This window comes from Enterococcus sp. DIV0187 (assembly GCF_051713785.1).
Taxonomy (GTDB): domain Bacteria; phylum Bacillota; class Bacilli; order Lactobacillales; family Enterococcaceae; genus Enterococcus_A; species Enterococcus_A avium.
Window position 1 is genome coordinate 3,669,055 of the sequence record NZ_JBIOQO010000001.1, and the last position, 14,411, is coordinate 3,683,465.

General features: G+C 39.3%; 15 protein-coding genes and 1 pseudogene. 14 read left to right on the top strand and 2 right to left on the bottom strand.

All coding sequences use genetic code 11. The features are described 5' to 3' along the window. Positions 1–54 precede the first annotated feature (54 nt). The 4 genes from IGI52_RS17895 to IGI52_RS17910 all read left to right on the top strand — a co-directional run bounded on the left by IGI52_RS17895 (position 55) and on the right by IGI52_RS17910 (position 3,557). Positions 55–708, top strand: a complete 654-nt coding sequence (locus IGI52_RS17895; RefSeq protein WP_438781987.1) for a TerC family protein — start codon at positions 55–57, stop codon at positions 706–708. Between the two features lie 171 nt (positions 709–879). Beyond that, positions 880–1,593: a LytR/AlgR family response regulator transcription factor gene (locus IGI52_RS17900; RefSeq protein ID WP_438781988.1), complete on the top strand. Its 714-nt coding sequence runs from the start codon at positions 880–882 to the stop codon at positions 1,591–1,593. A 59-nt stretch (positions 1,594–1,652) separates the two neighbouring features. Next, positions 1,653–2,948, top strand: coding sequence for a sensor histidine kinase (locus IGI52_RS17905; RefSeq protein WP_438781989.1), 1,296 nt, complete (start codon positions 1,653–1,655; stop codon positions 2,946–2,948). A gap of 111 nt (positions 2,949–3,059) precedes the next feature. After that, positions 3,060–3,557, top strand: coding sequence for a GyrI-like domain-containing protein (locus IGI52_RS17910; RefSeq protein WP_438781990.1), 498 nt, complete (start codon positions 3,060–3,062; stop codon positions 3,555–3,557). A 96-nt stretch (positions 3,558–3,653) separates the two neighbouring features. Here IGI52_RS17910 and IGI52_RS17915 read toward each other — a convergent pair whose 3' ends face one another. Then, positions 3,654–4,418: a DeoR/GlpR family DNA-binding transcription regulator gene (locus IGI52_RS17915; protein ID WP_438781991.1), complete on the bottom strand. Its 765-nt coding sequence runs from the start codon at positions 4,416–4,418 to the stop codon at positions 3,654–3,656. 220 nt (positions 4,419–4,638) lie between these two features. Between IGI52_RS17915 and ulaG the strand changes: the two genes are divergently transcribed. The 10 genes and pseudogenes from ulaG to tnpA all read left to right on the top strand — a co-directional run. Next, positions 4,639–5,706, top strand: a complete 1,068-nt coding sequence (gene ulaG / locus IGI52_RS17920) for an L-ascorbate 6-phosphate lactonase (protein ID WP_438781992.1) — start codon at positions 4,639–4,641, stop codon at positions 5,704–5,706. Between the two features lie 15 nt (positions 5,707–5,721). After that, entirely contained in the window at positions 5,722–6,180 is a 459-nt protein-coding gene (locus IGI52_RS17925; RefSeq protein WP_438781993.1) for a PTS sugar transporter subunit IIA, read from the top strand. Between the two features lie 12 nt (positions 6,181–6,192). Beyond that, entirely contained in the window at positions 6,193–7,680 is a 1,488-nt protein-coding gene (locus IGI52_RS17930) for a PTS ascorbate transporter subunit IIC (RefSeq protein WP_438781994.1), read from the top strand. A 45-nt stretch (positions 7,681–7,725) separates the two neighbouring features. Then, a complete protein-coding gene (locus IGI52_RS17935) occupies positions 7,726–8,025 on the top strand; it encodes a PTS sugar transporter subunit IIB (protein WP_102872324.1) in 300 nt (99 codons plus the stop codon). 14 nt (positions 8,026–8,039) lie between these two features. After that, the gene (locus tag IGI52_RS17940) at positions 8,040–8,681 is read left to right on the top strand and encodes a 3-keto-L-gulonate-6-phosphate decarboxylase UlaD (RefSeq protein WP_438781995.1); all 642 of its coding nucleotides are present in this window, start codon (positions 8,040–8,042) and stop codon (positions 8,679–8,681) included. Position 8,682: 1 nt separating this feature from the next. Continuing rightward, positions 8,683–9,543, top strand: a complete 861-nt coding sequence (locus IGI52_RS17945) for an L-ribulose-5-phosphate 3-epimerase (RefSeq protein ID WP_438781996.1) — start codon at positions 8,683–8,685, stop codon at positions 9,541–9,543. Next, positions 9,533–10,246 (top strand): L-ribulose-5-phosphate 4-epimerase, encoded by a 714-nt coding sequence (locus IGI52_RS17950; protein ID WP_438782264.1) that lies wholly within the window; start codon positions 9,533–9,535, stop codon positions 10,244–10,246. The genes IGI52_RS17945 and IGI52_RS17950 overlap by 11 nt, the downstream gene beginning before the upstream one ends. A gap of 646 nt (positions 10,247–10,892) precedes the next feature. After that, complete coding sequence (locus tag IGI52_RS17955) at positions 10,893–12,071, top strand: double-cubane-cluster-containing anaerobic reductase (RefSeq protein WP_438781997.1); 1,179 nt, start codon at positions 10,893–10,895, stop codon at positions 12,069–12,071. Next, entirely contained in the window at positions 12,059–12,823 is a 765-nt protein-coding gene (locus IGI52_RS17960; RefSeq protein ID WP_438781998.1) for an acyl-CoA dehydratase activase, read from the top strand. Before IGI52_RS17955 ends, IGI52_RS17960 begins: the two co-directional genes overlap by 13 nt. A gap of 228 nt (positions 12,824–13,051) precedes the next feature. Then, positions 13,052–13,375, top strand: a pseudogene (gene tnpA / locus IGI52_RS17965) (IS200/IS605 family transposase); the annotation flags it as partial. A gap of 134 nt (positions 13,376–13,509) precedes the next feature. Here tnpA and IGI52_RS17970 read toward each other — a convergent pair. Next, positions 13,510–14,145 (bottom strand): DUF998 domain-containing protein, encoded by a 636-nt coding sequence (locus IGI52_RS17970; RefSeq protein WP_438781999.1) that lies wholly within the window; start codon positions 14,143–14,145, stop codon positions 13,510–13,512. Positions 14,146–14,411 lie beyond the last annotated feature (266 nt).

Consider the following 14,411-nt stretch of genomic DNA (forward strand, 5'->3'; position numbering starts at 1 on the left):
GTAAAAGGTGCTATTTTAGACAAGATAAATGTTTAAAACTGAGGAGACAAGTAAATGAGTATTGCGATTCTATCGAAGATTCTTTCGATTATTGTATTGAATTTAGTATTAAGTGGTGATAATGCGGTGGTGATTGCTCTTGCAACCCGAAAACTGCCAGCTTCATCACAAAATAAGGCGATTGTGATTGGGACTGCCGGGGCTGTTGTGTTGCGTATTTTATTGATGCTGATCGCAGTTGAGCTATTGACGGTGCCTTATGTGAAGATCATTGGAGCTGTCTTGTTGTTTTATATTGCCTATGATTTGTTGAAATCAAATGGGGAAGAGGCTGAAGTCAAAAGCGAAACGACACTTTTATCCGCGATTCGGACGATCATTATTGCGGATCTGGTGATGAGTCTGGATAATATTTTGGCGATCGCTGGAGTGGCTGATGGGCATTTTATGTTAGCTGTTTTAGGTTTGATTATCAGTATTCCGATTGTTATTTTCGGCAGTCAGGTTATTTTGAAATTGATGGATCGTTTCCCTTGGTTAATCTGGGTGGGTGCGTTATTGATCGCGTACACGGCAGGTACTATGCTGGTGGAGGATCATTTCATTCATCACTTATTGCGAGGGCTAAGCAACGGACATATTGTATCGCTAGCTTCATGTGTATTGTTGGCGGGAATGTATTTCCTATTTAATCGTAAAAAATCATAAGAGTGTTCATGAGGCTGTCGCAAAAATGCGGCAGCTTTTTCTTGTGAGTTGTCGATTAAACCAACTTTTAAGAAAAAAATCAGAGATTTGATTCCAATAGTTCCAATTTGAAAAACAACTGACTAGAATTCTCAGGTATACTAGAGAAAACGTTATCAAAAGGAGATGGGCATGAATATTGCAATCTGTGATGATGATCGCTTGATGAGCGGTCAAATTGAAAAATTAGTCGAACAAGTCTTCCATGGCGAAACCAGTAAATACAACACGGAAGTCTTTTTTTCGGGGGATCGTTTATTGGATTTTTTGGCGCAGTCTCCTAATTATTTCCATATGTATTTATTGGATATCGAAATGGAGGGGACTGATGGCTTAGAGACGGCTGCGAGAATTCGAGAAGCGGATTCTGATGCGGTGATTATCTTTATGACCAGTCACGCGGAATTGATGTCAGAGGCTTTTGAAGTCTTGGCTTTTCAATTTATCATTAAGCCCTTTGATCCTGAAAAGGCCTTAAGCATTTTATCCTCAGCGGTTCGTTATTTGCAAAAACGTAAGGGCGTTTTTCAATTCGTGTCGCAAAAGAAAATCTATACTTTCTTCTTGAATCAAATTCGTTACATTGAAAGCTCCGGACGAAAAATTTTTCTGCATACAACTGATGGACAGACCTATGAATACTATGGAACCTTGAAGGATGCGCGGGAACAAGTAAAGGGAATTCTTTTTGCCCAGATCCACAATTCGATCATTATCAACTTGGAGAGCTTGAGTACAGTGGAGAGTAATTTCGTCTATTTAAAAGAAGGCGAAAAATTACCCATCAGTAAAAAATTTCACACTTCCTTTCATGAGCAATTTCAGCAATTTGTTTTATCGCGTTAAAGGATGCGATCCAACCTATCAAAAGGAAAAACTTTCAGAGAAAATAAGGAGGAATGCGGATGGCCTTTTTAGAAAATTTTATTCCGGTCACAATTTTAACATCCTTGAGCTTAAGTTTGTTGTTTTCCAGCTTTTTTTCAACAAAACCGCGAATTCCGAAAAAAAGTATTTTTCTTGTGATTTACTTGACCTGCGTTCCATACTATTTCATTAATAATCTAGCAAATGAGTCTGGCACAGGAAGTTTCCGTCCTGTTTTAACCACCTTAAGCACCGTCCTTTTACTGCTATGTGTTCAATTTTTCTTTAGTGGAAAAGCCTATCAAAGAGGATTGGTTGCTGTCTTATTTATTGTTTTTTCGATTATCAGTGAGGGAATTCTGCTGATTCTGGCTCGACTGATTTTACCAGTTGATAATTTACTAGATTTCGTAAGCTCTGGCGGAATAGGGAACCGCATAGCTATGCTGATTAATTTTCTAATGGTCTTTTCTTTCTGGTCAGCTAGAAAGAAACGTGACATTTCGATCCAACGAAATTTTTCAATTTTGCAATTATTGATCGCATCCATATGCAGTCTTTCGATCGGGATACTGATCATTAGTGTGACGGGAACCAATCAGTTCGTCACGAGAGATCTTATTTTAATAGTTAGCTTCGTTCTATTATTGATTCTATTTTATTTAAGCTTTGAAATGTCGGATAACATGTCAAAGAAAAATCAGGAATTTCAACTACAAAAACAGCGCCATGAACTGCTGGAGGACTACTATCAGCAGGTAGAAAAGCATCAACAGGAAGTTCGAAAAATCAAACACGATTTGAAGAATCATCTGTATTCGATCGTGGGCTATCTAGATGCCAATAAGGAGGATGATGCGAATCAGCAGATCAACCAATTAATCAATCAGCTAGATTCAAGCGAACTACCTTCATTTACCCAACATACTGGGCTGAATGCTCTGTTGCGGCTGCATTTCCAAACAATGAAGGAGGCGGGAATTACTAGCGAGTTTGAGATCAAGTGTCCAGAAACGATGAAGTTTTCCGACTCTGATCTCTCATCATTAATTGGAAATATTTTGGACAATGCTCGAGAAGCGTGTGAGCATAGTAGTACGCGAAAATATGTACAGCTAAAACTTGTTTATTTTAATCATTCGTTAGTTGGCTCCTGCGAGAACAGCACTGATGGAAAAATCACTTCACTTGCAACTCGCAAAAAAGACAAGAGCAGCCATGGATTTGGACTGAAATCAATCCGCCAAATCGTTGAAAAGTATCATGGCAAGCTTAATTATGCAATCGACGACTATTCCTTCAAGCTAACCTTTAACTTATTTGAGCAAACATGACGAGAAACCCTAGCAAACATGACACACTGCTAAGAATCACCTCCTGAGATGATAAATTATGAGTGTAGCAAAGAGAAACACAACCAACACACATAAATGGAGGAATGAAAAATGGATTACAGAATCGTAGAATTAGAAGGTTTCAAATTAGCAGGCGTAAAAATGAGTTCCACAAATGAAAATCAACAGGGGATGAAAGATTGTGAGGCTTTCTGGAATCAGTTTATTTCTGGTAATAAGCAAGAAACGGTAGCACCTTTAATTAATCGTGAACCATTCGGTGTGATCGGAGCAAGTTTTTATAATGTTGATCCAGAGGATAGTAAAAAATTTGATTACTATATTGCCGCGGCAACCACAGCTGCAACTCCTGACGGCATGGAGGAAGTAGAAGTTCCGGCAAATACGTGGGCCGTTTTCCCATGCACGGGAAAAACAGCCGGGACAACTCAGATCGAAATCGTGACGAAATGGGGCCCTGAATCGGAAGAGTATGAGTTGTTAAACAGTGGATATATGACTGGAGAAATGACTTCTGGTGGACCAGACTTGGAAGTCTACACGCAAGGTGAAGACATGGAGATATGGGTACCAGTGAAAAGAAAATAGTATATTGAAAAAATTTCAGAAGTTTATCTCGAAAAGACCTCAGTATTGGACACAAGTGTTCAATACTGAGGTCTTTTCTGATGGCGCAAATCAGCATTAGTCAATTTGGATCACTTTCACACCAGTATTTTTAATTTCAGTCAAGACATTTTGAGAGCAAAATTGGTCAGTGATCAAATAATCAAACACGGAAATATCCGCAATTTTAAACTTTGATGTCAACCCGATCTTGCGATGATCAGCAACTAAAATTTTACACTTGATTGTTTTGTTGATCATCATTTCGTTGATTGTAGACTCATTCAAGATTTTCGTTGTGACTCCATTTTCAACACTCACACCACTGCAACCAATGATACAGACATCCGCATTCATCGATGAGATTGTATTTAAGGCGATATCACCAACCAACGCTTCCTTTGGAAAGCGCATTTCGCCGCCAGTCAGAATGTAGTTGCAATTGTCTCTGTGGGGAGAGTGATTTACTTTTACATTATTCGTGACGACGGTTAAATGGTTTGATTGAATAAAATCGAGTGTTTTTAAGGCAGTTGAACTTGAATTAATGAATAAAGTATCATAGTCACTAATATATTTACTCGCTTCCCTTGCGATCGCTTGTTTAATTCTTTCAGGACCAGATTGGTCAAAGTCGGTCTTATTATCGTAATTATAGGAACAATAACCATAACTGCGAATAATTTCATTCTTTTCTTCTAATAGATTTAAATCTCTGCGCACGGTGCTAAGTGATACCTCTAATGCTTCCGATAGTTCTAAAGCGGTCATCTGCTCGGTCTTTTGCAGCAATTCCAAAACCTCTTTTTGTCGTTTATCGATGTTTGCCAGCGAGTTCTTCATTGTTAAGCCTCCTAAATGATACTTTCATTAAATATATGACCTTGTTTAGTGAGAAGTTCGTTTAAAGTTCTTTAACCGCTTTCATTATACTAAGAAAATCATTAAAAATGGATAGAAAGTCATATAAAAGATAGAAAGTCGTATAAAAGGGTTTTCATAACATCAGATACCCATTAAGATTTAGTTGTAAGTCATATCAAACATACAAGGAGCAATCATAATGAGCAAACATGTCAATGAAGTAACAAAAGAAAGTTGGATATTAAGTACATTTCCGGAATGGGGAACTTACTTAAATGAAGAAATCGAATCAGAAGTCGTTGAAGCAGGAACCTTCTCAATGTGGTGGTTAGGCTGTACAGGAATTTGGTTGAAAAGTCATGAAGGCACCAATGTCTTATGTGATTTATGGTGCGGAACGGGCAAACGCAGTCATGGAAACGGCACGATGAAAAAAGGGCATCAGATGATGCGCATGAGCGGTGTTCAAAATATGCAGCCAAATTTGCGGACCCAGCCTTTCGTCATTGATCCCTTTGAAGTGAAAAATGTTGATGCCTTGATTGTCACTCATATTCATTCGGATCACTTAGATATCAATACAGCGGCTGCCGTGCATAAAAATTGTCCTGAAGCGAAATTTGTCGGACCGAAAGAAGTGGTCAATACCTGGTTGAAGTGGGGCATTCCAGAAGAAAAGACCATTGTGGTAAAACCAGGAGATGAAGTACAGATTAAGGACATCAATGTGGTCGCACTAGAAGCCTTCGATCGTACAGCCTTGGTGACCTGCGAAGATCCTGAAGTAACATTAAAAGGGAAGCTGCCGCAAGATATGGATCAAATCGCTGTCAATTATTTATTTAAAACGTCAGGAGGCAGCCTTTACCATGCTGGCGATTCTCACTATTCAAATATGTTCGCGAAACATGGCAATGAACACAAAATCGATGTCTGCTTGGGTGCCTATGGTGAGAATCCCAGAGGAATCACAGATAAGGTCACTTCCGTAGATATGCTGCGCATGGCGGAATCGCTAAATGCTAAGGTCGTGATTCCGGTCCATTATGATATCTGGGCGAATTTCATGGCCGATCCAAAGGAAATCACAGAAATTTGGAACTTTAAAAAGGATCGTTTGAAATATGATTTCAAACCTTACATTTGGCAGGTCGGCGGTAAATTTACTTATCCAACCAATAAGGATGATCTTGAGTTTAATTTCTATCGAGGCTTCGATGATGCCTTTTCAATTGATAACGACACGCCATTCCCATCATTCCTATAAGAGAGGAGCACCAACATGCTTAAGTACTTTTTTGATAATGGTCTAATCAACTATTCTGAACGGGATATCACTGATTGGCGAGACGCAATTTCTGAAAGCTGTCAATTATTAATAAATAAAAAAATCATCGATCAGACCTATGTGGATGAAATCATCCGCTGTGTAGAAGAACATGGTCCATATATCGTGATTGTGCCAGAAGTAGCGATGCCTCATTCATCGGAAGACAGTAAAGGGGTTTTCGGTACGGCCATCTCCTTCACAAAGATGAAACAACCGGTTCAATTCGAAAGTGATGAGGAAGAAAAAACAGCGATTCTTTTCTTTACACTAGCAGCAAAGAACGCGGAAGAACATATGGAAAATATTCAAAATTTATCAGAATTGTTGATGACGGATGGGCTGATTGAAAGTCTCGTTGCTACGAATTCAATGGAAGAGTATCAAGCTGTGATGAGAGAGTACGACTTATAGGGGGAAAATTTAATGGGTGACTTTTTATTAAGTATTTGGACATATTTTGCAACAAACATTTTGACACAACCGGCCTATCTGATTGGTTTTATTGTGTTATTGGGATATATCCTATTGAAACGTCCGTTGTATGAATGTATCGCTGGTTTCTTGAAGGCAACAGTTGGATACTTTATTTTGACGGTCGGTTCAGGTGGTTTGGTGAATAATTTCCGTCCAATCTTAGTCGGGTTGAAGGAACGCTTTAATTTGGATGCGATGGTTACTGACCCGTACTTCGGACAAAATGCGGTAGATGCTGGATTAATGGAAACATTTGGGCGAACCTTTGGTGATGTCATGATTTTGCTATTGATTGCTTTCGTTATGAATATTTTACTGGTTCGTTTTCAAAAATACACCAAATTACGTTCTGTTTTCACCACTGGTAATGTGCAAATTCAACAGTCCGCTACAGCCTTCTGGATTTTGTTGTTCTGTTTCCCAGAGTTAGGCAGAATCCAAGTGTTGATCTTTATGGGCTTGATTTTAGGTTGTTACTGGGCAGTTGCTTCAAACTTAACTGTTGGAATTACACAGGAATTAACTGAAGGCGCTGGATTTGCGGTAGCTCATCAACAAATGTTTGGGATTTTCATCTTTGCGAAATTGGCTGAATGGTTGAGAAAACGTGATGAGAAGAAGAACAAGTCTGAGAAAATGGATAAAAAACTTGAGGATATTGAATTACCAGGCTTCCTATCTATTTTTAATGAAAACATGGTTGCAACTTCTTTATTGATGCTCTTCTTCTTCGGTATTATTTTATTGGTATTAGGTCAAGATTATTTAGTTCAGGCAGAGTTTATGCAAGAGGGACAAAGCTTCTTGTTTTACATTATGACGACATCTCTGAATTTCGCAGTGTACCTGGCTATTTTACAATTAGGTGTACGGACATTCGTGGATGAGCTAACACAATCTTTCCAAGGAATCTCCAATACGATCTTACCTGGTGCGGTTCCTGGGATTGACGTAGCCGCAACATTTGGTTTTGGTTCACCAAATGCTGTAACGATTGGTTTCTTATTTGGTGCGTTAGGGCAATTCTTAATGATTGGCTTGCTGATTTTATTGAAATCGCCAACAATTGTCATCGCTGGCTTTATTCCACTGTTCTTTGACAATGCCGTTATCGCTGTATTTGCAAATAACCGTGGTGGATTTAAAGCGGCTTGTCTGTTTCCGTTTCTTTCAGGAATCATCCAGGTTGGTGGTTCTGCGCTGTTTGCAACATGGATCGGTATGTCGAAATATGGTGGATACATCGGTATGTTCGACTGGGCGACGGCTTGGCCTGTCTTTACAGTTATCATGAAGGTCCTTGGTTATGTCGGAATTGCAGTTGTAGTTTTAGGTTTGTTGATTATCCCTCAATTACAATATCGGAAAAATCCAGATGGTTACTTCATGATCGTGGATGACTATGAACAATATGCAGAAAAATATCAAGAACAATAAACAAGTAAAAATACCCAGATAAGGGTTTATTAGGAGGAAGAAAACATGAGAATTTTAATTTCTTGCGCGAACGGATCAGGAACAAGCTTAATGATGATGAGAAGTGCTGAAAAGGCAATGAAGGAGTTAAAAGTACCTATTACAAAAATTCATCACTGCGCCATTTCAGAAGGTAAAAGTTCTGCTACTCAATATGATGTCGTATTTACACCAGTTAATTTCTTAAACATGTTCACGCAGGCTGAGAAAAAAGGCGTAACTGTGATTGGAATAAAGAATGTCATGTCCGCAAAAGAGATCGGCGAAAAATTCGCAGAATCAGAATTATATAAAAATATGAAGTAGAAGAGGCGTTTAAAATGAGTAGACCGAACTTACAAATTGCATTAGACCATAATGATTTAGAGCATGCCCTAGCCGATGTATTCAAAGTTGGCACTGTGGTAGATATCATTGAAGTTGGAACGATTCTTTGTTTACAAGAAGGGCAAAAAGCGATTCGCTGCATTCGCGGGATGTTTCCAGAAAAGAAATTGGTAGCTGATACAAAATGTGCCGATGCGGGTGGAACAGTCGCGAAAAATGTCGCTGATGCTGGTGCTGATTTTATGACGGTCATCTGCTGTGCAACGATCCCAACGATGGAAGCGGCAAAAAAAGAAGTTGGGGAATTACAGGTTGAGCTATATGGAGATTGGACCTTTGAGCAAGCTGCAGCATGGCGTGAGATCGGCATCAAACAAGCCATCTATCATCAAAGTCGTGATGCCCTGCTTTCAGGTGAAACTTGGGGAGAAAAAGATCTCTCGAAAGTGAAACAATTAATTGAAATGGGCTTCAATGTTTCTGTAACAGGCGGATTAGATGTTGATACGTTGAAACTGTTTGAGGGTATTGATGTCTACACGTTTATCACAGGCCGGGGAATCACTGCCGCAAAAGACCCAATTGAAGCTGCCAAAAACTTTAAAGATGAAATCATTCGTATTTGGGGGCAATAAAATGGCTCAGATCGGAATTTATGAAAAAGCTTTACCGAAAGATATTTCTTGGAAGGAACGCTTTTTGATCGTAAAGGAGTTAGGCTTTGATTTTATTGAAATGTCGATTGATGAAACAGATGAACGCCTAGCCCGCCTAGACTGGTCAGATGAGCAAATCGCGGAGCTGAGAGATGAGATGTTTGAGACAGGTATTCGTATCAACTCCATCTGTCTCAGCGGACATCGACGTTTTCCCTTTGGTTCTTCTGATCCAGAAAAACAAGAGATTGCCAAAAAAATCATGGACAAGGCGATCCAACTAGCCCACAAATTGAGTATCAAGGTGATCCAAGTAGCCGGGTACGATGTTTATTACGAAAAAAAATCAATGAGTTCTCGTGAATATTTTATTGAAGGTTTGAAGGAAAGTGTAAAAGAAGCCTCGAAGTATGGTGTGATTCTTTCGATTGAGATCATGGATGATCCCTTTATGAATTCCATTTCAAAGTTTTTAGAGATCAAAGATCAGATTCATTCTCCTTATCTGCAAGTGTACCCGGATCTAGGCAATCTTTCTGCTTGGCCTGAGAATGATCCAGCTCGTGAACTGGAAAAAGGAATCGACTGTATCACGTCCATTCATTTAAAGGATACGTACCCAGTAACCGAAGATTTCTCAGGACAATTTCGTGATGTCCCCTTTGGTTCTGGCTGTGTTGATTTTCTTGGGTTATTAAAGAATTTAAAGCGTTTAGATTACGACGGCACCTTTTTAATTGAAATGTGGAGTGAGAAGAGTCAAGATTTTCAAACTGAGATTCAGAAGGCAAAAAAATATCTTTATCCAAAATTTAAGGAGGCAGGCTATGATGTCGCGTGAACAGACGATTGCAAAGATGAAGCAACGAGTATTTGAGGCGAATTTAGAACTGCCACAATATGGATTAGTGAAGTTAACTTGGGGAAATGTGAGTGAGATTGATCGTGAGCTAGGTGTGATCGTCATCAAGCCGAGTGGTGTAAAATATGAAAAAATGCAAGCGGAGCAAATGGTCGTAACCGATTTATCAGGCAATGTCTTGGAGAAGGAAAGCTTGAATCCCTCATCAGATTTGCCGACCCATGTCGTATTGTACCAAGCATTTGAACAGGTGAATGCCATTGTCCACACCCACTCGACCAATTCAGTGATGTGGGCACAGGCTGGGCGAGACTTACCGGCCTATGGAACGACACATGCAGATACTTTTTATGGAAGAATTCCTTGTACACGTCAACTTACTGAGCAAGAAGTAAAAGATGCCTATGAAGTGAATACAGGCCATGTGATTGTAGAGACTTTTAAAGAAAGAGAATTATCAGAAAATGATATTCCTGGGGTACTAGTTTATGGTCATGGTCCTTTTACGTGGGGCAGCAACCCGCTGAAAGCCGTTGAAAATAGTCTGATCTTAGATGAAATCTGTTTGATGGCGAAGGAAAATGAACAAATTAATCCAGTTATCACGGATATTCCCCAGTATTTGCTTGATAAGCATTACTACCGCAAACACGGCGCGCATGCCTATTATGGACAAGGGTAACTTTGTTAAGTTAAGTATAAGTGGTAAAGGTTTAAGTGCTGATAAAAAAAGGAAAAAAGTAACAGAATAAAAAATCCAGCATTCGAAGAAATGTTGGATTTTTTTATGTCCTTCATGGTTTAAAATCCTCGCTAAAATATTATTTTCAGCTAATTTTCACATTCGCTGAATATCCGAGCAGGAATGAGAACGATTCTCTTTTGGAAGTATTGCAGGAGAAAATTCCCTTCGTTATACTAAGAAGGTAATTGTAAATGCTTACACAAACTTTAGGGATGTTGCTAGATAGACATCCATCAAAAATTTGAAGATACACATCTGGAGGTGGGAAAAATGGTTAGGCGATGACTTTGAGTAAATCAAAACTTAGAGGTTCTAAGCGCGTTAACTGAATATTTTTCCTCCTCGGATCAAGTGAAATAAAAAACTATCCAGGAGCAGGCCTTTTTTGGTGTGCTCTTTTCTTTTGGGGGAAAATGGTGAGTACAGCTGCGTACTTTATTGTGTTTGGTGATATCAAACATAGGCAAAAACAAAAAATGGGAAGGATGCCCGTCCTGCTTCGCGTGTTTCATGTGATTAGCAGAAAGGGTGTGCGACTCGAAAATTAAACGAATGACCTCCAAATAAGAAAGGAACGGATAAAATGGAATTAAAAACAAGTTTACCAGAGATTTTTGATGATTTTGGCGAAGCGAGAAGACAGGGCTTTTTAGCGGTTAAGGAAATCAAAGAACAAGGCAAACCCGTTGTAGGTGTGTATTGTACCTTTATGCCAGAGGAATTAGTCTTAGCCGGCGGGGCGATTCAGATTAGTTTGTGTTCAACGTCAGATGAAACGATTCCTGATGCAGAAGAAGATTTGCCGCGAAATCTTTGCCCGCTAATTAAATCGAGCTATGGCTTTGGCAAAACAGATAAATGTCCCTATTTCTATTTTTCTGATTTAGTGGTTGGTGAGACTACTTGTGACGGTAAGAAGAAAATGTATGAATATATGGAAGAATTCAAGGATACCTATTTGATGCAATTGCCTCATATGCGCGATACCGAAGAAAGTAAAAAATTGTGGTACAGCGAACTCGTGCGTTTCAAGGAGAAGCTAGAGGATTTCTTAGGCGTTGAGATCACTGACGAAAAAATTCGTGAGGCGATTGTGCTGAAGAACCGCGAACGTCAGGCAAAACAAAACTTCTATCGTTTAGGTCAACTGAATCCGCCAGCAATCACTGGTCAAGAGATTTTCAAAGTGATGTATGGTTCACAATATAAATTTGACAAAGAAGAAGTTATTCAAATGTTGGAGGAAACGACAGCAAAAGTCAAAGAAGAATACGAAGCGGGCAAACGTTTAGATGCGAAGCCAAGAATCTTGGTAACAGGGTCTCCGATGGGCGGAGTGACTGAAAAAGTGATTCGCGCGATTGAAGAAAACGGTGGTTTGGTCGTTGCTTACGAAAACTGTACCGTGGCAAAAGCCGTAGAACGTTTAGTTGATGAAAACGAAGCGGATGTGTACCAGGCTTTAACGGATAAATATATCAATATCGGCTGTGCCTGCATGTCAAATAATCAGCCGCGAAAAGAATTATTGAGCCAAATGATCGATGACTATCAAGTCAATGGCGTAATCGACATGGTCTTGCAAAATTGTATTCCGTTTTCAGTGGAATCATTAAAAATCAAACGATTCCTAAATGAAGAGAAGAATATTCCCTACATGTATTTGGAAACGGATTATTCGACTTCAGATATCGAACAAATCAACACCCGCGTCACCGCGTTTATTGAAATGTTAGAGGAAGAGGCTGTATGTACACAATAGGATTAGATTCAGGCTCCACCACAACAAAAGGTGTGCTTTTTTCCAACGAGGAATTAATCGATAAGTATTTGATTCCCACCGCTGGAAATCCTAAAGGAGCGATGTCGAATGTTGTTGATTACTTCAAACGAAGCTATGTTTTAAATGATCTGAAACTTGTGACAACCGGTTATGGTCGTAAGCTGCTGCCTGCGGATCTAGTAGTTACGGAAATTACTTGCCACGGAAAAGGAGCAGACTATTTGTCTCCAGGAGTTAAGCAAGTTATTGATATTGGCGGACAGGACTGCAAGACCATTCAGCTAAATGGTAAAGGCAATGTCATCGAATTCAGTATGAACGATCGTTGTGCTGCTGGAACCGGACGCTTTGTTGAAGTCATGATGCGAACCTTAGGTGAAGATATTGAAGATCTGGATCAGTTCGTTCAAGATGCGAAGCCAGTTACTATCAACAGTATGTGTACGGTTTTCGCAGAGTCAGAAGTCATTAGTCTGATTTCCAAAGGTGAGGCACGGGAAGATATTGCACTAGGCGTTTTGCATTCTATAGCTCAACGAATCAGCAGTCAATATTCAAAACTAAGACCCGTACGAGGGGAAGAAGTCCTTTTCACAGGCGGATTATCCAAAAGTGTGACCTTTGGAAAAGTCTTGGAACAATACGTATCAGCACCAGTCAGACGAGACAATCTGTCGCAATATGCTGGAGCTATTGGGGCAGCACAGATTGGACTGAAGAAATTAAAATAAGCAAAAAGGATACGGCTGAGGCGGTATCCTTTTTGCTTATTATTAATGACTTTAGTCAGTTTCGCTCGCGTTAGCGAGTGAAACAAGAAAACCGCGCGTTTCTACGCGTGGACGAGATAGCTTTAGCGATAAAAACTCCTTTCGATATACTAATAAGTGGCTACCAACCGCTCATACTATCGAAAGGAGTTTTTCTATGTCATCAAATGACGACAAAAGTTTATCACACAGTCGGTAGAAATCATAGAAGCACATGCCATGCCAGATCATATTCATATGTTAGTTAGAGTGCCACCGAAAATAAGCATTTCAAGTTTCATGGGATTCTTAAAAGGAAGAAGCGCCACGCTTATCCATGAGCAGCATGGAAACTTAGTGTATAAATATGGGAATAAGAGTTTTTGGTCGAAAGGCTATTATGTAAGTACAGTAGGGTTAAATCAGAAAACAATTGCAAAATATAAAAGAGAACAAGAAGCAGAGGATCGAAATCGAGATAGCATAAGTAAAAGAGAATACGTCGATCCATTTAAAATGAAGAAAAAGAAATAAAGTAGCGAGCGATGAGCGGTTGGCGGTCTTTTAAAAAGCTCCATTTATGGAGTACGCGAGCAGTGACCTCTTCTAGAGGTGTTAAAAAGCCACCCGTTTTCACGGGTGGATGAGTTACTCTGTACGAAATGGAGTTATTTTTTAGCGAGCTGTCTAAATGCAATACTGAGTGCGGGCAGATAAAGAAAAAACAGAGATAATCGCTGCCAAAATCCGCGAGTAGAAGAAAGCCATCGTCCAATCACTGGCAGATAATAAGCAGCGAACAATAGTAAGGCTAAAATCGAACCGATTAAACAAACAGAATAAAAAAGTGAACGAACTTTTTGCTGATTCAGCGCTGCCTGATAAGCTAACACTAGCGGAACAAACATCATTGCCACCATCGAGATTCCGGAAAATGCCGCATGTAGAAAATAAGCAGGACTAAAGAAACTTGCGGATTCGCTGATATGAACCAAACCTGTTAGTATACAATCGCCAAAGCCATAGAGAGCAATCGCTCCTGCTAGAATTTGTGCGAAGCGTTTTGATTCTGATCGAAAGAAATCATAAATACCGAAACTCGCTAAGACAAACAATGTACCTGTAACAACTGAACCATTATTAAAATAGTTTTGTACAGGACTAGTCGGTTCGCCTAGTTGACTAATGATCATCGTCATTTGATTAAAATCAGAATAAAAGCGTCCCAAGTAGTAAGGTAATGAAAAGTCACCAATAACTGCACAAATCAGAAATAGTGGTGAAAGTTTTTTCAAAATAGTCATCAGTTGCTCCCATGAAAAGTTTTCTTTATAATACTGTACTTTTGGCGAAAATTCGAGAAATAAGAGAAATACAGACTTTTTTCACTTTCTTTTCGTAATTGTAAAAAAATGATTTCGAATTGACTGACCAGTCATTGACTCGTTAGTCAAAAAGGAGTATTCTCTCGATATAGAGCTATAGTAAGAAGAAATCAATTTGAGTGTAGGTAGCGAGCCAGTAAATTTTTTAAAACTAAAAAATGAATAGATAAAAATAGGAGTGAGAA

What these genes read in the sequence shown, in the direction of transcription:
- IGI52_RS17895 (WP_438781987.1), top strand. Translation starts at nt 55, where the DNA reads ATGAGTATTGCGATTCTATCGAAGATTCTTTCGATTATTGTATTGAAT.
- IGI52_RS17940 (WP_438781995.1), top strand. Translation starts at nt 8,040, where the DNA reads ATGAGTAGACCGAACTTACAAATTGCATTAGACCATAATGATTTAGAG.
- IGI52_RS17905 (WP_438781989.1), top strand. Translation starts at nt 1,653, where the DNA reads ATGGCCTTTTTAGAAAATTTTATTCCGGTCACAATTTTAACATCCTTG.
- IGI52_RS17900 (WP_438781988.1), top strand. Translation starts at nt 880, where the DNA reads ATGAATATTGCAATCTGTGATGATGATCGCTTGATGAGCGGTCAAATT.
- IGI52_RS17915 (WP_438781991.1), bottom strand. Translation starts at nt 4,418, where the DNA reads ATGAAGAACTCGCTGGCAAACATCGATAAACGACAAAAAGAGGTTTTG.
- IGI52_RS17955 (WP_438781997.1), top strand. Translation starts at nt 10,893, where the DNA reads ATGGAATTAAAAACAAGTTTACCAGAGATTTTTGATGATTTTGGCGAA.
- IGI52_RS17925 (WP_438781993.1), top strand. Translation starts at nt 5,722, where the DNA reads ATGCTTAAGTACTTTTTTGATAATGGTCTAATCAACTATTCTGAACGG.
- IGI52_RS17945 (WP_438781996.1), top strand. Translation starts at nt 8,683, where the DNA reads ATGGCTCAGATCGGAATTTATGAAAAAGCTTTACCGAAAGATATTTCT.
- IGI52_RS17950 (WP_438782264.1), top strand. Translation starts at nt 9,533, where the DNA reads ATGTCGCGTGAACAGACGATTGCAAAGATGAAGCAACGAGTATTTGAG.
- IGI52_RS17930 (WP_438781994.1), top strand. Translation starts at nt 6,193, where the DNA reads ATGGGTGACTTTTTATTAAGTATTTGGACATATTTTGCAACAAACATT.
- IGI52_RS17960 (WP_438781998.1), top strand. Translation starts at nt 12,059, where the DNA reads ATGTACACAATAGGATTAGATTCAGGCTCCACCACAACAAAAGGTGTG.
- IGI52_RS17935 (WP_102872324.1), top strand. Translation starts at nt 7,726, where the DNA reads ATGAGAATTTTAATTTCTTGCGCGAACGGATCAGGAACAAGCTTAATG.
- IGI52_RS17970 (WP_438781999.1), bottom strand. Translation starts at nt 14,145, where the DNA reads ATGACTATTTTGAAAAAACTTTCACCACTATTTCTGATTTGTGCAGTT.
- ulaG (WP_438781992.1), top strand. Translation starts at nt 4,639, where the DNA reads ATGAGCAAACATGTCAATGAAGTAACAAAAGAAAGTTGGATATTAAGT.
- IGI52_RS17910 (WP_438781990.1), top strand. Translation starts at nt 3,060, where the DNA reads ATGGATTACAGAATCGTAGAATTAGAAGGTTTCAAATTAGCAGGCGTA.